Annotated in this window: 18 protein-coding genes and 1 pseudogene; 9 read left to right on the top strand and 10 right to left on the bottom strand. The window is 45.2% G+C overall.

All coding sequences use genetic code 11. From position 1 onward, the window contains the following. Positions 1-44 precede the first annotated feature (44 nt). Both QUA42_RS18625 and QUA42_RS18620 read left to right on the top strand, forming a co-directional pair. A complete protein-coding gene (locus tag QUA42_RS18625; protein WP_333138989.1) occupies positions 45-764 on the top strand; it encodes a response regulator transcription factor in 720 nt (239 codons plus the stop codon). Between the two features lie 482 nt (positions 765-1,246). Further along, a complete protein-coding gene (locus QUA42_RS18620; RefSeq protein ID WP_333138987.1) occupies positions 1,247-2,899 on the top strand; it encodes an alpha-amylase family glycosyl hydrolase in 1,653 nt (550 codons plus the stop codon). 370 nt (positions 2,900-3,269) lie between these two features. Here QUA42_RS18620 and QUA42_RS18615 read toward each other — a convergent pair whose 3' ends face one another. Together QUA42_RS18615 and QUA42_RS18610 are read right to left on the bottom strand one after the other, a co-directional pair. Next, complete coding sequence (locus QUA42_RS18615) at positions 3,270-5,921, bottom strand: EAL domain-containing protein (RefSeq protein WP_445301338.1); 2,652 nt, start codon at positions 5,919-5,921, stop codon at positions 3,270-3,272. Between the two features lie 402 nt (positions 5,922-6,323). Further along, positions 6,324-7,091 (bottom strand): DUF2267 domain-containing protein, encoded by a 768-nt coding sequence (locus QUA42_RS18610; protein ID WP_333138983.1) that lies wholly within the window; start codon positions 7,089-7,091, stop codon positions 6,324-6,326. Positions 7,092-7,637: 546 nt separating this feature from the next. On the opposite strand from QUA42_RS18610, the gene QUA42_RS18605 reads away from it, so the two are divergent. Further along, a complete protein-coding gene (locus QUA42_RS18605; protein ID WP_333138981.1) occupies positions 7,638-8,096 on the top strand; it encodes a response regulator in 459 nt (152 codons plus the stop codon). On the opposite strand, the gene QUA42_RS18600 is transcribed toward QUA42_RS18605, so the two are convergent. From QUA42_RS18600 to QUA42_RS18585, 4 genes and pseudogenes are all read right to left on the bottom strand, one after another. Further along, positions 8,065-8,481, bottom strand: coding sequence for a DUF2294 domain-containing protein (locus tag QUA42_RS18600; RefSeq protein ID WP_333138980.1), 417 nt, complete (start codon positions 8,479-8,481; stop codon positions 8,065-8,067). The two genes, QUA42_RS18605 and QUA42_RS18600, sit on opposite strands and share 32 nt — an antisense overlap. Before the next feature lie 108 nt (positions 8,482-8,589). Further along, the gene (locus QUA42_RS18595; protein ID WP_333042016.1) at positions 8,590-8,967 is read right to left on the bottom strand and encodes a BON domain-containing protein; all 378 of its coding nucleotides are present in this window, start codon (positions 8,965-8,967) and stop codon (positions 8,590-8,592) included. A 325-nt stretch (positions 8,968-9,292) separates the two neighbouring features. Beyond that, positions 9,293-9,514 carry an alpha amylase C-terminal domain-containing protein gene (locus QUA42_RS18590; protein ID WP_333138978.1) on the bottom strand — a complete coding sequence of 74 codons (222 nt, stop codon included), beginning with the start codon at positions 9,512-9,514 and terminating at the stop codon, positions 9,293-9,295. Positions 9,515-9,730: 216 nt separating this feature from the next. Continuing rightward, a pseudogene (locus QUA42_RS18585) lies at positions 9,731-10,573 on the bottom strand (alpha-amylase family glycosyl hydrolase). An 841-nt stretch (positions 10,574-11,414) separates the two neighbouring features. Between QUA42_RS18585 and QUA42_RS18580 the strand changes: the two are divergent. After that, positions 11,415-11,663 carry a hypothetical protein gene (locus QUA42_RS18580; protein WP_333138976.1) on the top strand — a complete coding sequence of 83 codons (249 nt, stop codon included), beginning with the start codon at positions 11,415-11,417 and terminating at the stop codon, positions 11,661-11,663. A gap of 161 nt (positions 11,664-11,824) precedes the next feature. On the opposite strand, the gene QUA42_RS18575 is transcribed toward QUA42_RS18580, so the two are convergent. Both QUA42_RS18575 and QUA42_RS18570 read right to left on the bottom strand, forming a co-directional pair. After that, the gene (locus QUA42_RS18575) at positions 11,825-12,670 is read right to left on the bottom strand and encodes a cyanophycinase (RefSeq protein ID WP_333138974.1); all 846 of its coding nucleotides are present in this window, start codon (positions 12,668-12,670) and stop codon (positions 11,825-11,827) included. Between the two features lie 345 nt (positions 12,671-13,015). Then, the gene (locus QUA42_RS18570; RefSeq protein WP_015175364.1) at positions 13,016-13,213 is read right to left on the bottom strand and encodes a hypothetical protein; all 198 of its coding nucleotides are present in this window, start codon (positions 13,211-13,213) and stop codon (positions 13,016-13,018) included. Between the two features lie 358 nt (positions 13,214-13,571). Between QUA42_RS18570 and QUA42_RS18565 the strand changes: the two genes are divergently transcribed. The 5 genes from QUA42_RS18565 to coaBC all read left to right on the top strand — a co-directional run bounded on the left by QUA42_RS18565 (position 13,572) and on the right by coaBC (position 20,676). Further along, positions 13,572-15,482 (top strand): ATP-binding protein, encoded by a 1,911-nt coding sequence (locus QUA42_RS18565; protein ID WP_333138972.1) that lies wholly within the window; start codon positions 13,572-13,574, stop codon positions 15,480-15,482. A 374-nt stretch (positions 15,483-15,856) separates the two neighbouring features. Continuing rightward, positions 15,857-17,944, top strand: coding sequence for a CHASE domain-containing protein (locus QUA42_RS18560; RefSeq protein ID WP_333138970.1), 2,088 nt, complete (start codon positions 15,857-15,859; stop codon positions 17,942-17,944). Between the two features lie 506 nt (positions 17,945-18,450). Further along, positions 18,451-19,074 (top strand): alpha/beta hydrolase, encoded by a 624-nt coding sequence (locus QUA42_RS18555; RefSeq protein ID WP_333043033.1) that lies wholly within the window; start codon positions 18,451-18,453, stop codon positions 19,072-19,074. Between the two features lie 45 nt (positions 19,075-19,119). Next, positions 19,120-19,332: a protein IsiD gene (gene isiD / locus QUA42_RS18550; protein ID WP_006632739.1), complete on the top strand. Its 213-nt coding sequence runs from the start codon at positions 19,120-19,122 to the stop codon at positions 19,330-19,332. A 144-nt stretch (positions 19,333-19,476) separates the two neighbouring features. Beyond that, positions 19,477-20,676 carry a bifunctional phosphopantothenoylcysteine decarboxylase/phosphopantothenate--cysteine ligase CoaBC gene (coaBC, locus tag QUA42_RS18545; RefSeq protein ID WP_333138967.1) on the top strand — a complete coding sequence of 400 codons (1,200 nt, stop codon included), beginning with the start codon at positions 19,477-19,479 and terminating at the stop codon, positions 20,674-20,676. A 16-nt stretch (positions 20,677-20,692) separates the two neighbouring features. On the opposite strand, the gene QUA42_RS18540 is transcribed toward coaBC, so the two are convergent. Then, the gene (locus tag QUA42_RS18540) at positions 20,693-21,088 is read right to left on the bottom strand and encodes a transcriptional regulator (protein ID WP_333138966.1); all 396 of its coding nucleotides are present in this window, start codon (positions 21,086-21,088) and stop codon (positions 20,693-20,695) included. Further along, positions 21,060-21,173 (bottom strand): hypothetical protein, encoded by a 114-nt coding sequence (locus tag QUA42_RS18535; RefSeq protein ID WP_333138964.1) that lies wholly within the window; start codon positions 21,171-21,173, stop codon positions 21,060-21,062. The genes QUA42_RS18540 and QUA42_RS18535 overlap by 29 nt, the downstream gene beginning before the upstream one ends. Between the last annotated feature and the right edge of the window lie 24 nt (positions 21,174-21,197).

The following is a 21,197-nucleotide window of genomic DNA, read 5'->3' as shown; positions in this document are numbered from 1 at the left end:
CAGTTGACGATATTTTAAAAGTTTAGCGGGCTATTGGAAGAAAGATGAGTAAAATTCGCGTTGCTTTGGTAGAAGACCATGACCTGACAAGAGTCGGCATTCGCACAGCTTTACAACAGCGTGACACTATAGAAGTTGTCGGCGATGCAGCTAACGCTACAGAGGGATTGAAACTACTTCAGTCTTCAAAACCTGACGTGGCAATTGTAGATATTGGCTTGCCGGATTTTGATGGCATTGAACTTACACAAAAGTTCAAGAAATCGGTAGCGGAGTCCGATCCGGATACCAAAATTTTGATTCTGACTTTTCAGGACAATGAAGAAGAAGTTCTGGCAGCTTTTGCCGCGGGAGCTGATTCTTACTGCATGAAAGATATTAGCTTCGATCAGTTATTAGATGTAGTAAAAGTAACTCACGAAGGTAACTCTTGGATCGATCCGGCGATCGCCCGTATCGTCCTGAAACAAGCTCGCACTCAAGAGTCCGCGCCGGAAGAACCGAAGGCTGAGGGCAAAAGAGTCACAATTAAGGCTGCCGAACCCGAGTTCAGTCACATCATTGAGACTTACCCTTTAACCGAACGGGAATTAGAGGTTTTGGAACTGATCGTGCAGGGTTACAGCAATGCTGCAATCGCCGAAAAGCTTTATATTACTGTCGGTACAGTCAAGACTCACGTCCGCAATATTTTGAACAAGCTGTGCGCTGATGACCGCACTCAAGCGGCAGTTCTCGCCCTGCGTTCTGGCTTGGTTGGATGAAGCTTTATCATCAGGCAAAATCAAGTTAAAAGTAGGGTGCGCTGGGCGCACCTTACGGTCACTGATTAAGGGTGTGCAGTGCACACCGACTAACTAATTGTTACCAAAAAATTAGGGTAGCGAGTGTGCACCAGCCGAGGAATTGTTTCTTGTTAAAAAGAGTAAATTTTAAAGCCGCATCTATCCCAGTAGAGATATTTTTTAAATCTTTTAACCAGTAAATCTACCTTAAGATAGATGCTAAACAAATATCCTATTACTAATACTTATTTTTGAGCGATCCCCAGTTAGATAAATTTCCCTCGCACTGCCAATATTGCGCGATATCACTTCATAAAAGGCGCAGGCATCGGCAAGATTACGAGACTTTTAGGAATAGTTAAGCCTTAAATAAATTATATCCGCAGAGTGATGCTGAGTTCGCTTAAATTTGCGAAATTAAAAGTATCAACTGCTACTGAAATATTTTAGAAAGAGGTATTATGGTCGCCCCAATTGAATTCAAGTTATTTGCTCCCTACAACAAAGGAGCTGCCTTGATTGGCTCTTTTTCTAATTGGGAAGAAATCCCGATGGAAAAGGACGAAGAGGGTTATTTCCACACGCGAGTTGAGTTGGAGGATGGCGTTTATCAATACAAATTCCGCGTTCAGTCGAAAAGCTGGTTTTTGGAAGCAGATCAGTGGGTAGATGTGGTCGATCCCTACGCGACTGACATTGACGATCCTACTCAAAACGGTCTTGTTCGGATCAAAGATGGCGATCGCATTGTCGATACCTATGTTTGGAAACACGACGATAAACCGCTACCTGCCGATCGGGAATTAGTGATTTATGAAATGCACGTTGCTGACTTTTCCGGTGGCGAAGCCGATCCCCTCGCCCGTGGCAAGTACAAGCACGTGGTCGAAAAACTCGATTACCTCGTCGAACTGGGCATCAACGCGATCGAACTAATGCCCCTCAAAGAATACCCAGGCGACTACAGTTGGGGCTACAACCCCCGCTACTTCTTCGCTGCCGAGTCCAGCTACGGAACCACAGAAGAACTCAAAAACCTGATAGACGAGTGTCACGGGCGCGGGATTCGCGTCATCATGGACGGGATTTACAACCACTCGGAATCATCGAGCCCCCTCACTCAAATCGATCACGATTATTGGTATCACCACGAACCCCGCGATCCCGACAACAATTGGGGCCCGGAATTTAACTACGAATTCTACGACGAAAATTTAGGCACTTTCCCGGCGCGCAGATTTGCTGCCGATACAGTCCGCTTCTGGATTCAAGAATATCATCTCGACGGCATTCGTTTCGACGCGGCCCGACAAATTGCTAACTACGATTTTATGCACTGGGTAGTTCAAGAAGCCAAAAATGCCGCCGGCCCCAAACCGTTTTATACCGTTGCCGAATACATTCCCGACGAGCCCAGCATCACGAATCTAGACGGGCCGATGGACGGCTGCTGGCACGACAGTTTCTATCACTCCATAATTCCACAACTGTGCGGGGACAATTTTGATTTAGAACGGCTCAAAGAGGTAATCGACTGCAAGCGGCAAGGTTACTTGGGTGCTACGAATGTAGTCAATTATTTGAGTAATCACGATCACGATCGCGTTTTTGCCGAATTGGGCGATCGCGGAATTTTGGATGAAGCAGCCTTCAAGCGGGCGAAGTTGGGAACCGTACTGTTAATGACAGCAGTTGGCGTGCCGCTGATTTGGATGGGCGAAGAATTTGGCGAATACAAAGCCAAAACAATTGAGCAATCTAAAATTGACTGGACGCTGCTAGGAAATGACCTGAATAAAGGTTTGTGGGAATACTACAAAGGCTTGATTCACCTGCGTAAAAATAACCAAGCACTTTACACAGAAAACATCGAGTTTTTCCACGAAGACCCCGACTCGAAAGTTTTTGCTTACACTCGCTGGAACGATGAAGGTTCGAGAGTTGTAGTAGTGGCGAATATGTCGGACAATTATCTGGGCGGTTACAGCGTTCCCCACTTCCCTGCCAACGGAAATTGGCACGAATGGACAGGGAATTATGATATTGAATCTGGCGATCATAATATTATGATTGACTTGCCGGAATACGAAGCGAAAGTGTTTGTTTGGCAGTAAGCTGTCCTATTAATTCCGGTTGCACTCCTTCGGAATTGTTGACTGTTGACTGTTGATTGTTGACTGTTGACGGGCGGGTCAAAAAAGTGAATGGTTGAGTGTTAACTGTTGACTCGATTTTATGATTCCGATGCAACCGGAAACGATATCAGGCCTCGAAAGCACTGATTTGCAATTCAAAAATATGAGGACTTAAGTCCTCGCTACCCACCCAAAAAAACTGTTTGTAGTAAGGACTTGAGTTTTTCCTTAATTCGCCCAAACTCCGAGAACGGATGTCCTCACTACAAACTTATAAAGGTTATTTGACAGGTTCCGGTCTAATTCACAACTCAAAACAGAAACTATTTTTTGTTCCGCTTCCTGATTGTTAATTTAAATTACTTATTTTCTTCCCAGATTGATTTTCTAAGCACAATTGGGTTATAGCCGCCGCCGGTATTGGTTTGCTAAAGAAGTAACCCTGACCCATATCGCACTTATGCGAGTGCAAAAACGCCAACTGTTCTGCTGTTTCCACTCCCTCAGCAATCACCTGTAAATTCAGGCCCTGTCCCAAGGCGATCGCCAGTTTCACAATAGTAGCACCGTTGCTACCCGTCACCAAATCGGCCACGAAGGATTTGTCTATTTTTAAATTATTGAGCGGAAAGTTTTTCAGAGACCACAGCGAAGAATAACCGGTGCCAAAATCGTCCAGAGAAATGTGAATTCCCATGTCCTGCAACTGCTGCAATACCGACACCGTAAAGCTCACATCTGTCATGGCAATGCTCTCGGTAATTTCTATTTCTAAATACTCGGGATTTAACTTGGTTTCGGATAAAATTTCAGCGATGATTTGTACCGTGTGAGGTTGCAGAAACTGGCGGGCTGATAAATTCACCGCTATCCGCATCGGCGGCAATCCCAGTAACTGCCACGCTCGATTTTGCAAGCAAGCAGTACGCATCACCCATTCGTCAATTTGGCAGATTAATCCTGTTTCCTCAGCTAAGGGAATAAATCGATCGGGAGGAATCAAACCGCGTTCGGGATGTTCCCAGCGGATCAGAGCTTCCAAGCCCACTATTTTGCCAGTATTTAAATTTATTTGCGGTTGATAGTACAGGACAAACTCAGAGTTTTTTATAGCTTTGTAAAGATGATTTTCTAAGTTAAGATCCTCGGAGACTTTACTGCCGATCGCCTGCGTGTAAAACTGATAATTATTGCGACCTTTCTGTTTAGCTTTGTACATCGCAGCATCAGCATTTTTCAGCAAAGTTTCTGCATCTTCTCCGTCGTAAGGAGCCAAAGCAATTCCCAAGCTAGCCTTAATATAAAGTTCCAGACCCTCAAAATCAAAAGGACTGCTTAAACTCTGGATAATTAGCTGGCAAATTTTAGTTGCTTCCTCCGGGGTGTTGATATTGTACAGCAGCACAGTAAATTCATCTCCGCCCCAACGAGCCATCGAATCCCCCACGCGCAAACAGTTAGTCAAACGCCGAGATACACTTTGCAGCAACAAATCGCCCACGGGATGACCGAGAGTATCGTTAACATTTTTAAATCTATCTAAATCTAGAAAGATTACCGCCAGCATTTCTCCATCTTGGTGAGCGCTAGCTAAAGCTAAAGACAGCCTTTCATTAAACAGTAATCTATTAGGTAAACCGGTTAAGGGATCGTGAGAAGCTTGGTGTCGGATCATCGCCTCAACGCGCCTCTGCATTGCAGCCATGTACAGGTGAGTTCCTAAAGATTGTGCTAGCTTCTGTTCCTCGCTAGTCCACTTTTGAGCTTCGCCTGTTTTGATTTCTTTCCAAGCTGCAAAGGATTGTCGGGGACGATCGTTCCGGGCGTCCGAACTGCAACGACCCGCCCACAAAATTTCGGTTTTTATGGGGCTGCGAAAAACGGTGAGACAGCCGATGCACTGTTGGCGGTATTGCAGCGGTACTGCCAAAAATGATCGAATGGAAGCTGCGAATAAATTGGTAGATACAGATTTGAGTTGAGGTTCTTTAGAAATATCGGAAATCGCGTACAAGTGCGGTACGAGAAAACTCGAAATATTGGTGTCTATTGAGCTGTAATGCTGGGAATATAAATTTTCAAAAATACCTAATTGGCTTGTATGATTAGCAGTTTGTGCTTGATCGTCTTGGTTTGCCCTCCCCATAATCTGCTGCCAAAACGGGCTGAGTTCAAGGTCGATGTCCGCGGGCTGCTGGCCACAGGTATAAAGCAAAGCAGGCCGATCGCCAAACTCGGCTGCAATGTAGAGTCGCCCTCCTGAACCACGCAAATGCTTGACAGTTTGTTCGAGAACTGCTTTGCGAATTTCGTTTAGTTCCAGAGGAGAATGCAGCAAACTGGTAATTTGGTTGATAACGGCTTCGTCACGCGCTTGCTGTCTAGCTTGACTCAGCAGAAAAGATTGGGCGATCGCAATTGAAAGTTGATCTACAAGCAACTGCACCATTTTCAATTCTCGATCGCTAAACCGTTTCGGTTGGCTATGGTGAGACACCAACAGCCCCCAAAGGTGATTTTGATGCAAAATCGGCACCGTCAGAGAAGAACGTGCCCCCATAGCCTTCAGATATTCAGCGTGACAGGGGTCTACAGGACGATAGCTAATATCTTCAACTGCTAAAGTTTTGCCGGTTTCGGGACAATCTAACCGATTAATCGTTTGATGCTTCAATTCCACATCTACAATCACTCGCTGCCGCGCTTTGAGAAACATTTCCCGAGCACTATTGGGAATGTCGCCTGGTGGAAAGCGCAAACCCAGCATAGAGGGCAATTTGTCGCCGTTGATGGACTCAGCAATAACCTCACCACTACCGTCGGCCTCAAAGCGATAAACTTTTACTCGATCGCTCTCTAAAAAGCTGCGGATTTCTAGGGCAGTTGTCGTCAAAATCTCTTGTAGTTCTAAAGAGTTGCGGATGCGATTGGTAATTCGATTGAGTAAAATTTCTTGTTCTAAAGTCGATCGTGACATTTGTCTAAGTTTTGTGCGGGCCATGCCTTTTGATCTCCCGGGCTGTTGACAGCATTTTTGCGAGCCACAGTCTTAACTTGCCCTGTATTATACATTACAACACTTTCGCGGCGTCTAGGGGCTTGACCCAACCCAAGAGCGAGAAACTCGGTTTCTGGGAATATTTCGGCTTTTTCGACAAATTTCGGTGATCAACCGGGTTTTTCACAGCACTTACAAGGCAAGGAAAGAGCGATCTGACAAGTAGTGAGGTCGAAAGTCCGATCGAGTTTGATCAGGACTCAAGCCCTCACTACAAAGCAATTTCACAGCTACAAGACAAAAGGTATAGAGAAACCGGCTTGACCAACCAGTATTCTGCCCTCGGGAGGGAGAATACTGGTTGGTCAAGCCGGCTGGTAAGTATTTATACCTTAAAAGGTATCGTTAAGCGGACTCCCAAATTCCCCGAATTCTGTCCGGCAAAAAGCCAGCTATTTCCTGAATTCGCTCCTCGGACAGCTCATCCTTCGTTGCCGAAAATACAGCGGCGATCGCAGTTTCCGGTTTTACTCCTGAAGGAAGTGAGCCTTCTAGTTCCACCCTCCGTGCAAACAAATTGCCATCGATCCCCGCAGGTGCAGGCGGGCCGGTCAAAGGCTGACGTATCCGGCTGAGCAATCCCACCAGCGGATTGGTATCTTTCCAGAGGTCTGCTATTTCTTGTTGCAGGGTTTTGTCATCCGTAGGCAAAACTTCTTTGTGCAATTCAGATTCCACGTGCTCGATGGCGTCTTTTGTCATCACGTCGCGCATGACCCGGTACACTACTTCGGTAATGTCGCGGGCATCAAAAATATCCTCCAAGTGACCGTTTACCATCACTTTTTCCAAAAACGGCATATTCTTTGAAGCGATAGGAACTGCCGATCCTTCGTGGTGGAGCGAGGTCGGAGGATTCGTCTCCATTTTGTGTAACAGTTTGCGGCCTTTTTCTGTTAACTCAGCTCCTCCATAAGGCTCGCCACTAACCTGAGCTTTGATAAATTCTCTTTGGTTGAGGTAGTCGAAATGACCGCGCAATTCCGCTTCCGCCACCTGGTGACCGACATATTCTTCCGCTGCATTCCTAATTTCCGACTCTCCCCTGCCGTTTCCGCTGCCAATCTTTTTGAGCAAAATGTAAGTCAGGTCGTCTCTGATTGGAATTGTCATTAAAACCTCCTAGGTTAATATCCGGTAAAGCTCATGTAAAAACTGAATTTTTTTACTGGCTTAAATTGTGATGATTACTACTTAAAAACATTGAAGTATAAAGTAGAGTAATCAAGTATCTCTCAGCAGGTGGAAGTTATTAAAATCAAGTAGCGGTTAGAATCTTCCTTTAGGTAGATCCTTGTAGGGGAACCCATGTTTAATGTGGTTAATATCCTAAAAAGCTGTCGTCACCATTCAATCCTATTAATCGATAATGCTTTATTGGTAAGATTTTTCGTATTTATTGCGTATTTTTACCAAGGCTGACGCACCAAGAGGGCCTCAGTTGGAAATTTGCGCTGAGAGAGGTAGAATTAAGCAGATGCTATGGGGTTAATTAAAACTGCGGTCGTTTTGCCCGCAGCTTATAGCGAGATTGTATCGGCTTAGACCAAAAACTGGTCATGGGAGAGCTACAAATACGAGCCAATCTGTTTCAAGTGCCGCAGCGCCACTTGAAGAATGCCTCGGGGACAACTTTTTTGATCGTTTCGCTCGGCATTTATGAACTACCTTCAGTGGGAGAATAAATTGGAATCCTCGTCTTTCATTAGCAGTCAACCCCCGGTTGACAAGCGTCCTTTAGTGTTGGCGGTAGACGACAATCCGGACAACTTAGAGCTGCTGACACAAATACTCGATTTATTCGGCTGCGAGTGCGTGGGAGCAGTTGACGGGTACGCAGCTCTTTCTGCCGCAGTAGATCGAGCTCCCGACTTAATCGTACTCGACATTTGCCTGCCGGATATAGACGGTATGGAAGTAGTAAAGCGCGTCCAACAAAATCCCGCTATCAGACATATTCCGATTGTTGCTGTCACAGCACTAGCAAAACCAGAAGACCGCGATCGAATTCTCCAAGCAGGCTGCGTGGAATACCTTTCCAAACCTTTTAACATCAAAGATTTAGAAACAGTTATCCGCCAGCACCTCAACTCTCAAATGGTTTTGGTTGAGTTTTAGATTGATAATTAGAATCACGAACTTGAGGTGCAGAGTCCAAAATTGCGATCGTTCCAGTGCGGCCTGTCTCTAAGGTCGCATCGCGGAGCAAATCAGTGACTCCCACGCCCAAAACCTTTTGGATTAATTCTTTTAGTGGCAATTCCAGAACTGATTCTAATTGTGTTCGCACCTGCAAAGCCAAATCTTCCTGACCGTTCTGAGCCAGCAGTTTTTCAGGTTGAGTAAGCCCATTTTCGACAACAATTATCAATTTGTTATCCAAAAGATTGCAGAGCGCCTGACTCGTTGGGTGTCCGAGTTGAGAGCGGTACAAAGCTTGAATTCCCTGCGAAAGAGTCCGTTCTAATTTCCCCCGAGTAGGTTCTAATGTTTCCCCTGTCATATTTTTTATTTAAACCATGATCGATAAAAAATACTGTTAGCAGTTAACAGTTAGCAGTTAAGTTAACAGTTAACTGCTAACTGCTAACTGTTAGAAATAACCGTCGCGTTATCCGACAGTAACTTCATTAGTTTCCACGCCAGTTGCACCCTTAACGCCTTTAGCAATTGTCACCAACTTGTTGACAATTTCCTGACTGGGAACTGTACCTTTGAGAACCACCGTAGTGCCAAGTTGAGCCACATAAACAGTCTCAATATCCGCAACATCAGGATTTGCATCGAAAGCCTGAGCAACCCGTTTAGCTAAACCGCTTTGATCGTATTCTCCGTTCAAGCCCATGCGTTCCGGCGGGATTGTCTGAGCGCTCGCAGCAGGTTGAGCTTGAGCTTGAGATTGAGCTACAGGTGCTTGGTAAGCAGGAGCGTCAACTGTTTCTTGATTTTCAAGTTTTTCTAAACCAAACAATCTTTTTAGCCAGCCCATAGAGTTTGTCCTCCGACAAAGTTTGTGTTAATTGACGTGTTAATTCACGGTTGGCAAGTTGCCCTGTAATTGTTATTCTCAATACCAGGAATTACGAGCGCACTCTTGGATGCAGAAACAGAGTTTTTTTACAAAAAAGTATCGTTACAGCCATCCACCTAGGTAGAAAAACCCAGTTTGTTGAGTTTGGTGCGCCCATCCTAAATACAATTTACTGTTGTACAACTACGCCGATCATCTGCCTGGAGACATAATTCTCCGGCTCTCAAACAAATACTTGCGCTGACCATTCCGGCAAATCAAACTTAAACCCTTCTTCCCCAACTTATACTATTTTGTTATACATCCACTCGTGCCAACTTCCCCCAGCCGGAAACTTAGGAATACTGTTACCAGATAGATAAGTAGCCGAAAAATTAGCGACAACTACTGCTCGTGTTACCCCATCACTCCAGCGGTAGTAAGCCAGCACTTTGGCTTCGGGATTTTCGTGGATAAATTCAATATTTTCGGTATAAAGTGCCGGCAAATCTTGCCGCCGAATCACGTGTTTGTAGTATTCCCATAACTCATGATTTGGCTAATTTTTCAACAAAGACCATTGCAGTTTATGCGGCTGGTTGGGAGTTTACCGAAGCGATGAGTTCGGGAAGTTCGGCAATGTGTTCTGCTATGTTATAAAATGGCTTGTCGTCGGCGTTTTTTTCGCTTCACGAGTTATCCAGTGTAGGAAATCTTGATTGGCCAACTGTCGCACAGCATCCTAGCGAATCCCGTCGATATGATATTCTTGAATCCAGAAATTAACGACATCGCCGATGAATTTCCAAGCGGGACAAATGCCGAGTTTTGGGTCGAAGTTTTCGTAGCTAAACTCCGGGCCCCAGTAGTTAGCGGGATCTTCGGGATAGTGTTTGTCGCGGTAGTACCAATAATTGCGATCGATTAGCAATAAGGGACATTCTTCATCGCAGTGGTTGTAAATCCCGTCCAGAATCACCCGAATGCCCCGTCCGTGGCACTCGTCAATCAATTGCTTCTAATCTGCGGTTGCACCGTACCTGGACTCTACGGCAAAGAAATCGCGGACTTTGTAACCCCAGCTATAATCGCCCGGATATTCATTAACTGGCATTAGTTCGATCGCATTTATGCCCAAATCACACAGATAATCTAATTTCTCCCTCACCTGCTGGAATTTACCGCGACTGTCGGAACCATCCGGCCCGGAAAAATCAGCAACGTGCATTTCGTAAACGACTAATTCTTGATTATTCGGGAGTTCTTTGTCGTCGTCCTGCCAAAAATAGGTATCAATAATTCGCGCGCCTGCTTTGATGCGAACTGTACTTGTAGGAGTAGTGCGGTCAATTTCATTGGCGTAGAGGTCATTGATTTCTACCCATTCGTGCGATTCAAAACAGGGAGTTTGCGACTGAACTCGGAATTTGTATTGATAAATACCGTCTTCTAACTTAATGTTAGTGCGGAAATAACCTTTGTTATCTTTTTCTAAGGGAATTTCTGCCCATTTGGAAAAAGAGCCGAGCACTGTAGCTGCTTTGTTGTTCGCAGCGAAGAGTTTGAATTCAATTGCAGCGGCCATGAATACTTTGTTTGCAGAACTTATAAGTGTGATTAGTATTGATTTTTACCATTTTGCAAATCTGTCGCCATCGTTCTTAAGAGTTAAACCTGTAAGTCTGATGTTGTAAGGTGCTTGGGGGCGCACGCGGAGGATTTAGTAGTGCGAACCCTAGCGATTGAGTAAGGTGCGCCCCTAGGCACCCGGAAACCTGATTTTAATCAAAAATGTAGTTAAAGTAACTAAAAATTATTAAGCGCTGTTTATGAAAAATAGTCGAGACTGTTTTTAGTTAGTAGTCTGAAGCCCTAGATTTTCCGTTGGTAGCGAACTTGCCTTGGAGCCTTGAAACCCTTATTCTACGGTTTGCTATCAAAAACTGTCCCAAGTATTGTATGAAAAGTAATTTAACTTTTGATAAATTGATAAATCGTGGTTAATATTTAACATTTGTAACTAAAGAAACATTTTTTAGCCTACAGGGGTAATACCGTAGAAAGATGTCATTTTATGCGGAAACAGCGAGGATCAGCGTGTAATTATAAGGCAAGGGAAACCAGAACCATGAATCCTTTATTCAACAGGGTTTTCCTGCGACTTTAAGCCAAGTTTGAGCCGAGAATAGCAAGGATTATTTTTGCTTATGTCTTGGCAGCACTTGTTTTATAGTTTTTGACTGGTAAACTTTGTAGAACCAAAATCAGCTTTAACGACTGCTGCTACCTCAGTAATTGGTAATTGGTGAAAATCTCATTCGTCCCTGTTACCTGTTAGATATTCCGAGCAGTGGCTCTAAGGCTCTAAAAGTTTAATGTGGGATGTTGGCGAATTACCGTTACTGTAAAACTCTGGAGTGTTAAATATGCTAAAACAAATGTGTTGGTTGCCCAGACTCGGAGGCAATGGAGAAAAGATATTGCACTTGCGTACCGATGCCCGTCAGGCGTGGCGGCCTTATACAGCTTTTCCGCAGTTTGCTGTATCCGACTACCGGGAACCGGGCGGTTCTAAGGGATGGGCAACTTATCAGAAGCTGAGAGTTCAAGGGTGGAATTTAATATCGACTGAAGAAGGGCAGCAGTCGATTTTTGTCGAACAGAAAAGTGCTTAAGAAATCTGAAACCGCACCAATAAAAGAAGAGGTAAAATCCTCTTCTTTTTATTAGTTTGGGAGACAGAAACTGGGTTTTTAACCATCCTAGTTGGTAGAATTGGTAAGGTGTGCAGTGCTCACCTTACATAATTTTAAGATGTTTGCCAGTTGCAAGTAAATTAGGCGATCGCCGTTTCTCTCTCTGCTGTAGTTGCTACGTTATGGAGCACCGGCTGGCGAGTTCTCAAGTTAAACCGGTATCCGTGGGGGAGTATGTGCAACTTGGCGCCGCAAATCGCCAAAGCCTCATCCTTCAGCAGTCCATCTAGATTGTCGTGGAGTTTTTCCGACTCGTCGATGACAGTTACAGCGCTTTCGCCAATGACTTCCAACTCGTCACCGTCGACTAAAATAGCTGTATTTTCGTCAATACCAAATCCCAACACGGCAGGTTGCAGCAAGAGTGCCGAAACTAAGCGTCCCAGACGACCTCGCTGGGCGAAATGCTGGTCGATGACAACTCCTGGAAGGAAACCCATTCCCGGGCCCATTGCTACCACATCCACGCGGGGATTTGTCTCTGAGTCTCCTTCAATAATCATCATGTCTGGCATCATTGCCGCGCCGGCACTGGTGCCGCCAATGATAATCCCTTCAGAGAAGCGTTTGTGCATAGCTTCGTCGAGTTTTGTGTCTTTCAAGCAGCTAATAATCCGCGCTTGATCTCCGCCGGTAAAGAATATGCCAGTGGCTTGTTCGATCGCTTCTAAATAATCTGGATCGCTGGCATCTTCAGGTCTCTGGGTGTCAACAACTCGCACATCTTCAGCGCCAAGTCGCTCAAACACTCGGATGTAATTATCTCCTACTTCTCCCGGTAGGCTTGTTGCAGCGGTCATTACTACAATGCGGGCTTTAGTGCCTCCGGCGCAGCGCAAGAATTCCCGCAGAATTTTGCAGTCCCCCTCTTTGTCTTCCGCGCCACCAATAATTAGCAACTTCCCCTGAATTTCGTTGCTCGCCATATTATCTCCACTTTTAATTTATTAAATTTCACTAAAACACAAAATTCCTTTTTTCGAGAACTGCCCAAAGGTATATATAGATACAAAAAAATCTCAGGCTTCTACCACTCTAGAACGCACCCAGCAAGGGTGATATGCGAGTTTACTCATCCTCGATAATCGACAAAACAAACTTACCCCCCCCTAACAGGAGATAGGAGGGGTCAAGAAATGAGCTTAAATTACAGGGCCCACGCGCGCGCGGTGATCAATCCGGTTTCTGATCCGATTCTTCGCTAATCCTCCTCTGATTGCTCGTAGAAATCGGGTTGATGAGCGTAAGTCCTCCATTAGTCCGATCGCCCGTTAGTGCGATCGCTCGATCAAATTGCTCAATATGGTACTCGCCCGTTCTAAAGGTAGGTGTCTGGGTTTGCCGTTCCAGACAATCTGATATTCGTTGCTGTTTTGACCATCGCCGTAGCCAGAAATTAGCTTCCGGTGAAATGCTTCCTCAGCTAAGTGGTGAACTTTTTCCCTGAGAGCAGTTTGTGCGATTTTCATAATTTGCTGCCTCTTAAATTTTCTTTCACTGTCATAAACAATTATAACTACCCAGTGTACCTCTCAAAAGTTATAGCTTTTTTTCGGCAGGGGGAAAGAAGTAGTCCTTAGTCATAAGTGCTTAGTTATCAATGCTTAGTCATCAATGCTTAGTCAGATGTTGAAGGAAGAAGGAATATTTTCCCCCTCTCACCCTCTCCCCATTTCCCCTACTCTGCCACTCCCCATATCGGGCAATACTGAAGGCAGAATTGGTCGGAGTATTTGTCTGACTGCTGGAATATCTATGCCCGCAGGTAGTATCCCATGCACTAACTATAAAGTTACCGTAAAAAATTAGCTCAAAGGAGGTTAGAAAATGCTGCAAGAAAAAAGCACCGAAACAGCCCGCGTTAATGCTCGAAAAACCGATATTTTCGATGTTTTTAACTTCAAACACTATATGGGGCCCAACCCTTATTTAGACACCGCGGCTTTGGTTTTTGATTTAGCGGTAACGGGCGCGAGCGAACCTTTGCCGATCGCACATTACCAGAAAATTATTGGCGCTCGCTACCCGCAACTACTGCACGAGAATTTCTCGAACCATGCCCAACTGTTCGGCCGTACCGCCTCAGAAGTAGCCAAACTCGACATGGGTTTGCACTTCCAAAACTGGAACATCAAGCCGTTTTCTCACTTTAACAGAATCAGCATAGAAGCACTTCACGCCCGCACCGCCAGAGCAGTAGTGTACGCAGTTTGGGATTGGTTTGAAGCCATTAATCAAAATCAAGACTTTCCCTTGGAAGCGCAAATGGGCGCGCTGCAAAATATGTTCCGGCAGTCAGTTTACGGAGGCCCGACAGTTTATTCGTTAATGCGATCGGCATCCCAAAAAGGCATTCCCGCATTTTATTTGTGGGATGAAGGACTAATGCAATATGGGTACGGTAAAAAACTGGTTCGTGGCTCTGCAACTACCTTTGATTCTGACAGCCATTTAGACTCAGATTTTACCACCCGCAAAGACGATTGTAAAGCTTTTCTCGCTACATTAGGATTTCCTGTTCCCAAAGGCGATATCGTCTCCACAGAAAACGGAGCTCTGGCAGTTGCTAAAGAAATTGGCTACCCAGTTGCTATCAAACCAGTAGTCGGTCATAAAGGAATTGGCGTAACAGCAGATGTCCGGGAGGCCGAGGAATTGCAGGCGGCTTTTAAAAGAGCAGTTAAGGCCATTCCCGAAACAGACCCGGTACGAGTAATTGTGGAAAACAGCATCAAAGGCTCGGATTTTAGGCTGCTGTGCGTTGACGGCAAATTTGTTTCTGCAACTGAACGCCGGCCAGCTTCGGTAACAGGTGATGGCGACTCAACAATTCGCGAATTGATCCGCCGTGAAAACCGCAAACCAGAACGTTTGGATACGCCAACTTCGGCGATGAGCAAAATTCAGTCCGACGAAGCGATGGAAATGTATCTGGAAGAACAAGGGCTGTCATTGGATAGTGTGCTAATTCGCGATCGCACTGTGTTTTTACGCAAAGTGGCTAATCTTTCCGCAGGCGGCGTCAGCATCGACGCTACCCGCAATATTCACCCGGATAACATTGTTTTGGCTCAAGATATCGCCCTACATTTTCGGTTAACTTGTTTGGGGATTGATGTGGTAACAGAAACTCTCGCCAAATCTTGGAAAACAGGCAATTTTGGGATTATCGAGATCAATGCCGCGCCGGGAATTTTTATGCACCTCAACCCCGCTGTCGGCGAAGGGGTTGATGTGCCTTCCCATATTATCGAAACTTTCTTTGACTCCGGAAAATCCGCCAGGATTCCGATTATTACTTTCAACAGAATTTCGGTACACGACCTACAAGAAACTATCGACCATATTCTGTTGCAGCATCCCGATTGGACAATCGGTGCTGTTTGTCGCGGTGGACTTTTTGTTAACCGTTCTGAAAAAGTTTTGAATAAGAATTACCATCTGAACGTGCAAAGTTTGCTCCGGAATCCCAAGCTCGATTTGTTAATTGCTGAATATCCCGAAGATATTTTGGAAGCTGAGGGAATGTTTTATCGGGGCAGCAATATGGTGGTGCTGGACAATCCGGGAGAAACTGAGATGATGTTGGTCAGAGAAAGCACTGATGACGATACTGTTGTGGTGAGGGAAGGAAGTAGTATTTCTATTCGCCGCCAGGGATTGATCGAACAGTATACTCTGGGGGATGATGAACCGTTTACACGGGTTTATTTGAAGGAAATAGGGACTATTTTGTAAGCTGTTCCAAAATTAAGTTGGCTTTGTAGGGTGGGTATTGATTACCCGCCCCACCAGATCAAGGTTTTTTCTCGTTCCCAAGTTCTTCCAGGGCAGGAACTTGGGAGCGCCCAGATGGGAACTGGCTTCGTTACACTTAGTTACAATTGGTTTCAATTCCTCAGTCGTGGATGCACTATTCGTGAAAACCCGGTTTCTTCCCAACTTCTCGTTACCACACCAATATTTTCGGAGAAATTGGGCTTCTCAAGGTAAGTTCTATTTCTGCGATCATAAGTTTTTAGACAATCTCGTTTCTGCGCTGTCCTTCGTGCTATCAAGGAATTTTACAAGTCTTTAAAAAATTGCACTTCGGTAGCAGAAGGTGTGGAAATATGAATTTTGCGAGCAACTGGTTTAATTCGCTGACCGAAAGTTTACTGTCGCATCGTCGTTACATTCCAGCAGCCTTGACTCTTTGCACAGGTACGAGTTTGTCATTGGCAGCCGCAGCCGTCGTGTGGCATTCGGAAAACCAACGAATGCAAGCTGAATTTCATCAGCAAGCCGATCGCCTGAATTTGGCATTGCAGCAAAGCATCAACAAAAATTTAGAAGTTCTGTACTCACTTGAAGCATTCTACAGCGCATCTACTAAAGTTAGCAGACAAGATTTTAAGGAATTCTCTCAACCTGCACTTGCCCGAAATGCTGCTATACATTCTGTTAACTGGATTCGGCGCGTGCCGGCTGCCCAAAAAGCAGCTTACGAACAAACAATTCGAGCCGAAGGTTTTCCGGCATTTCAAATTTACGAGCGAACTCCTGACAAAAAGCAGGTCAAAGCAAAAGTGCGATCGGAATACTTTCCAATTATTTACAGAGAAGCACTAGAAGAAGATAACAAAGTGATCGGTTTTGATGTTGCCTCCAGCCCCGATCGCAAAGCAGCTTTAGAGAAATCGGTGAATACGGGGAAAATAGCGGCTTCCGCGCGGATTAGATTAGTCAGCAACAATCAACCGGGATTGCAAGTATTTCTACCAGTACGCCGCCGCACAAATTCTCCAGATAACTCGGTCAACGGGCGCCAAAACCTAATTGGAGTTATTGCGGGTCTCTTTCAGATCACCAGTATGGTCGATTCCTCTTTAGAATCGCTAAATTTAGACAAGATTAATTTTTACCTATATGACAACTCTGCTATAGAGAAAGAACGCTTTCTGGTGCGCTACGACTCACAAAATAAGCAGTTGATAGATAACCCAAAACACGAAAAGCCAGAGTTAGCTAATTTGCGGGGAAAAATCTGTCTATATCCGAGTGCTTGCACTCGCCTATTTAACGTAGCAGACCGCCAGTGGAGCCTGCTAGTTTTGCCTGGGAAGGGGTACCAGAGTATGAGGACGCATCAGGGTTCGCTGGCAATTGCTGCGATCGGGCTATTGATGACGGGCAGCTTGACGATTTACCTGTTGATGTCTCTAGAACGTACTGCAAAAGTAGAACAGCAAGTGTACGATCGCACAATTCAACTAAAAGAGCGCACCGCTGAACTAGAAACGGCACTAAAAAATTTGCAGGAAGCTCAATTTAAACTAATCCAAACTGAAAAAATGTCAAGCTTGGGGCAGTTGGTGGCGGGAGTTGCCCACGAAATTAACAATCCTGTCAACTTCATCTCTGGCAACCTGATCCATACAGGCGCATATACTCGAGACTTGCTGGAACTTGTGGAAATATATCAGCAGCAATATCCCAACCCAACGCCCGAAGTGCAAGCGAAACTAAAAGATATTGATTTGGAGTTTATCAGTGAAGACTTGCCTAAAATCCTACAATCTATGAACATGGGAGCTGAACGGATCAGCAAGATCGTGCTTTCTCTGCGGAATTTTTCGCGATTGGATGAAGCTGAAATGAAGTTGGTTGACATTCACCAAGGCATTGACAGCACCTTGATGATTTTGGATAGTCGGCTGAAACCAAAAGCTGATTTTTCTGGCATTAAACTCATCAAAGAATATGGAAATTTGCCCTTAGTGGAGTGCTGGGCGGGACAATTGAATCAGGTATTTATAAATGTTTTGAGCAATGCTATTGATGTTTTATCTGATGCACAAAATCAAAAAAAGCTCGGCAAAAACGCCTCTAATTCTGAATTTTTACCTACTATTAGGATTCGCACTGAACTTTTAAGTTCTAATTGTGTATGCGTGCGAATCGCTGACAATGGAACGGGCATGACGGAGAATGTCAAAAAACGTTTGTTTGATCCGTTTTTTACTACCAAACCTGTAGGCAAAGGTCCTGGCTTGGGATTGTCGATCTGCTATCAAATAGTGGACAAACATCAAGGTTCGCTGAGGTGCGTATCGGCTCCGGGAGAGGGAACTGAATTCTTGATTGAGGTGCCGGTGTGGCAACAGTCTAAGCAATCTGTTTCTAAGGTTTCACCTGCGGTAGGTGCCAGTTGGAATTAGCGGGAGAAATCTCGCTTCTAGCTGAGTATTACGGGGACCATCTCATATTAATTCCGGTTGCACCGTCCGTGATTGTTGACTGTTGACTGTAGAAGGAGGCGGGGAAAAACTCAATGGTTTAATGTTAACTGTTGACTGGATTTTATTATTCCGATGCAACCGGAAACGATATCATTTTTGCAGCCAAGCTATAAATTGGAGTTGGGAGGCAGGAGCCAGGAGCCAGGAGGAAAGAGTCAGAAGGAAGGAGCCAGAAAAAGTGTTTTTACAAATATGGGATGCTTCCTAATCCCTGTTTAGAAAAGGTGAACTATCCGCACTCTACTTTGGAAAGGTGCGAGGTCGCACTCTACTTTCAACGGTTAACAGTCAACAGTCAACTATTATAGTTATTATCAAGCGCGTGCTAATTTTAGTGGAATATTGCCGAAAACAAATATCTGGGGTTTTACCCGTCGTGACAATTTATAATTGTAGCCAGACCAGATTACCAATTATTAACTACGATGTCTTTACAATCTATTAGCATTCCGCCCACAACGGATCGCAAACCTGTCGCTTTGATTGTCGCTTTGCATGGATGGGGTGCTAATGCTCGGGATTTGACTTCCTTAGCACCCTTTTTCAATTTGCCGGATTATCAGTTTGTATTTCCCGATGCCCCCTTTCCCCATCCCCAGGTAACGAGCGGCAAAGCGTGGTATAACCTTCAAAGCAAAGACGCTCAGGGATTGGTAGAAAGCCGGCAATTGCTGAGGGAATTTTTGCTGTCTTTGGAAAGCAGCACGGGCGTGCCTTTGTCTCGCACTATTTTAGGCGGCTTTTCTCAAGGCGGAGCGATGACTCTAGATGTGGGATTGACTTTGCCCCTAGCTGGTTTAATTTGTCTGAGCGGTTATTTACACCAGATTTCGCCAGTTGCGGGGAGTGTTTTGCCACCTGTTTTAATCGTACACGGTACTCAAGATACTATTGTGCCTGTTAGTGCTGCTGTGCGATCGCGCGAGAGTTTGACGGCTTGGGGAGCTGCGGTGCAGTATCGAGAATTTAAAATGGGACACGAGATTCTGCCGGAAGTTATAGAGGTAATGCGAAGTTTTGTTGTAGAAACTGTGTCGAAATCTGATTAAAGGTTTAGTATATAGTATGGCGGAAGTCTCGGGCAGGGGAAAAAAATGAAAACTTTAACCAAAGCATCGCGCGATATTGCTGTACTTACTTCTCAGGACGTGGCAGAATTGGCTGTCCGTTTGGAAGTTGACGATTATACAGATCCTTTTGAGGGATTGAATGATTGGCATTTGTTGCGATCGCTTGCTTTTCAGCGGCCGGAGCTGGTTGAACCTTATCTCCACCTTCTGGATATGGAAGCCTACGACGAAGCATAGACTGAAAAATCTAGCTCAAAATTTTCGACGGAATTGAGGAAGAAGTTAGCAGCATATGTTGTTGCGGATTAAACAGATGAATTAGGGATTTTAGCCTGTTTTTATCTTAATTTCTTTCTTGATTCTTTTTTATGAAAAAATGACATGAAAGGCAGACGAATTTTAATCGGCGTTAGTGGCGGGATTGCGGCTTACAAAGTTTGCGAAGTAGTTTCAACTTTAGCGAAAGCTGGAGCTGAAGTTAAAGTTATTCTTACTGATGCGGCCGGGGAGTTTGTAACGCCTTTGACTTTTGCTACTCTATGCCGCCATCCTACTTTTACTGACAAAGATTTTTGGCAACCAAGTCACGGGCGCCCCCTGCATATTCAACTGGGAGAATGGGCGGAAGTTTTTGTTATTGCTCCTTTGACAGCTAATACTTTGGCTAAGTTGGCGGGGGGTTTTGCTGATAATTTGTTGACTAATACTGTCTTAGCTTCTAATTGCCCAATTTTGCTGGCACCGGCGATGAATACGGATATGTGGGAACAGCCGGCGGTGCAGCGGAATTGGGGTGAAGTGTTGAGTTATCGGCGCTATCATGCTGCGAATCCGGGGGCGGGAATGCTGGCGTGCGATCGCGCGGGTGTCGGCCGCATGGCAGAACCTTATGAGATTTTGCCTCATATTGAATCGCTGTTGTATGCGAAGGGCGATCGAGATTTAGCGGGCATTCGGGTGTTGATCAGTGCGGGAGGAACGCGGGAACACCTCGATCCGGTGCGGTTTATCGGCAATCCTTCCAGTGGCAAAATGGGTATAGCTTTGGCGCAAGCTGCACAACACCGCGGCGCTACAGTGACGCTGGTACACAGTATAACTGGCGAGTTGCCGCTGTCAGGTGTGCGGGCGATCGCAGTTGCGAGTGCACAAGAAATGCGGCAGGCGATGCTGCAATGCTTTCACGAGGCGGATTTGACGGTGATGGCTGCGGCGGTAGCGGATGTGAAACCTGCGGAGTACAGTAGTGAGAAATTGCCGAAGCGATCGCTCCCCAATTGTTTACCGTTGGCACCGGTAGCGGATATTGTGGCAGAGTTAGGAATGTTGAAACAGCCGCACCAAAAATTAATCGGGTTTGCAGCACAAACTGGGGATATTGTCAAGCCTGCTTTGGAGAAATTGCGGGCGAAGAAACTAGATGTAATTGCCGCAAACCCGATCGATCGAATAGGTGCAGGTTTCGGCAGCAATACCAATCAAGCAATATTAATTAATGCCGCCGGCAAGCAAGTAGAAATAGCACCTTGCAGCAAGCTAGAAATGGCTCACCGATTGTTAGATTTTGTAATGAACGGGTGAGGGCGCGATTTACTGATTAACTGGGATTAATTACTACTGGTTCCGGCGATAATTCAGATTCCTCCAAATCCGTTGATTCCGAGTCAGCCGACAACTCAGTATCTACGACAGTAATTTCTAGTTTAAATCCTAATGCTTCGAGCAATTCTACCAAACTATAGATTTCCGAACCTGCACTTTCAGCCAGCATCTTGTCGAGTTTTTCGTGATGCTGTTTTGCTGACTCCGAAAGAGCATTCATCCTGATTCGAGCCTCAATCACCTTTCGGATGGCATTTCTCAAAAGGGCGGGTTCAGGGTCTTTTTCTTCCAAAATAGCGCCGATAAAACCAGCAGCTTCTTCCGGCTCGTGAAGAGATTCGATTAGGTACTCGCGGTAGCTATCACTTGTCGGTGCTTTCACGTTGTTCATAATCTGTCCAGTATTCTATAGCTTGTCGAATGTTGTGTTCTTGGGTGCTTTTATCCCCAGCTATGAGGATTACCACAATTGTCAAGCCGACTTGTCCGAAGTAGATGCG

Source organism: Microcoleus sp. Pol11C2 (assembly GCF_036701505.1).
In the GTDB taxonomy this organism is placed as follows: domain Bacteria; phylum Cyanobacteriota; class Cyanobacteriia; order Cyanobacteriales; family Microcoleaceae; genus Microcoleus.
The sequence above is the reverse complement of the archived record's forward strand: the minus strand, read 5'-3'. Positions and strand labels throughout refer to the sequence as shown.

Excerpts from the sequence above, each read along its gene's own strand:
- QUA42_RS18625 (WP_333138989.1), top strand. The coding sequence starts at position 45 with ATGAGTAAAATTCGCGTTGCTTTGGTAGAAGACCATGACCTGACAAGA.
- QUA42_RS18620 (WP_333138987.1), top strand. The coding sequence starts at position 1,247 with ATGGTCGCCCCAATTGAATTCAAGTTATTTGCTCCCTACAACAAAGGA.
- QUA42_RS18615 (WP_445301338.1), bottom strand. The coding sequence starts at position 5,921 with ATGGCCCGCACAAAACTTAGACAAATGTCACGATCGACTTTAGAACAA.
- QUA42_RS18610 (WP_333138983.1), bottom strand. The coding sequence starts at position 7,091 with ATGACAATTCCAATCAGAGACGACCTGACTTACATTTTGCTCAAAAAG.
- QUA42_RS18605 (WP_333138981.1), top strand. The coding sequence starts at position 7,638 with ATGAACTACCTTCAGTGGGAGAATAAATTGGAATCCTCGTCTTTCATT.
- QUA42_RS18600 (WP_333138980.1), bottom strand. The coding sequence starts at position 8,481 with ATGACAGGGGAAACATTAGAACCTACTCGGGGGAAATTAGAACGGACT.
- QUA42_RS18595 (WP_333042016.1), bottom strand. The coding sequence starts at position 8,967 with ATGGGCTGGCTAAAAAGATTGTTTGGTTTAGAAAAACTTGAAAATCAA.
- QUA42_RS18580 (WP_333138976.1), top strand. The coding sequence starts at position 11,415 with ATGCTAAAACAAATGTGTTGGTTGCCCAGACTCGGAGGCAATGGAGAA.
- QUA42_RS18575 (WP_333138974.1), bottom strand. The coding sequence starts at position 12,670 with ATGGCGAGCAACGAAATTCAGGGGAAGTTGCTAATTATTGGTGGCGCG.
- QUA42_RS18570 (WP_015175364.1), bottom strand. The coding sequence starts at position 13,213 with ATGAAAATCGCACAAACTGCTCTCAGGGAAAAAGTTCACCACTTAGCT.
- QUA42_RS18565 (WP_333138972.1), top strand. The coding sequence starts at position 13,572 with ATGCTGCAAGAAAAAAGCACCGAAACAGCCCGCGTTAATGCTCGAAAA.
- QUA42_RS18560 (WP_333138970.1), top strand. The coding sequence starts at position 15,857 with ATGAATTTTGCGAGCAACTGGTTTAATTCGCTGACCGAAAGTTTACTG.
- QUA42_RS18555 (WP_333043033.1), top strand. The coding sequence starts at position 18,451 with ATGTCTTTACAATCTATTAGCATTCCGCCCACAACGGATCGCAAACCT.
- isiD (WP_006632739.1), top strand. The coding sequence starts at position 19,120 with ATGAAAACTTTAACCAAAGCATCGCGCGATATTGCTGTACTTACTTCT.
- coaBC (WP_333138967.1), top strand. The coding sequence starts at position 19,477 with ATGAAAGGCAGACGAATTTTAATCGGCGTTAGTGGCGGGATTGCGGCT.
- QUA42_RS18540 (WP_333138966.1), bottom strand. The coding sequence starts at position 21,088 with ATGAACAACGTGAAAGCACCGACAAGTGATAGCTACCGCGAGTACCTA.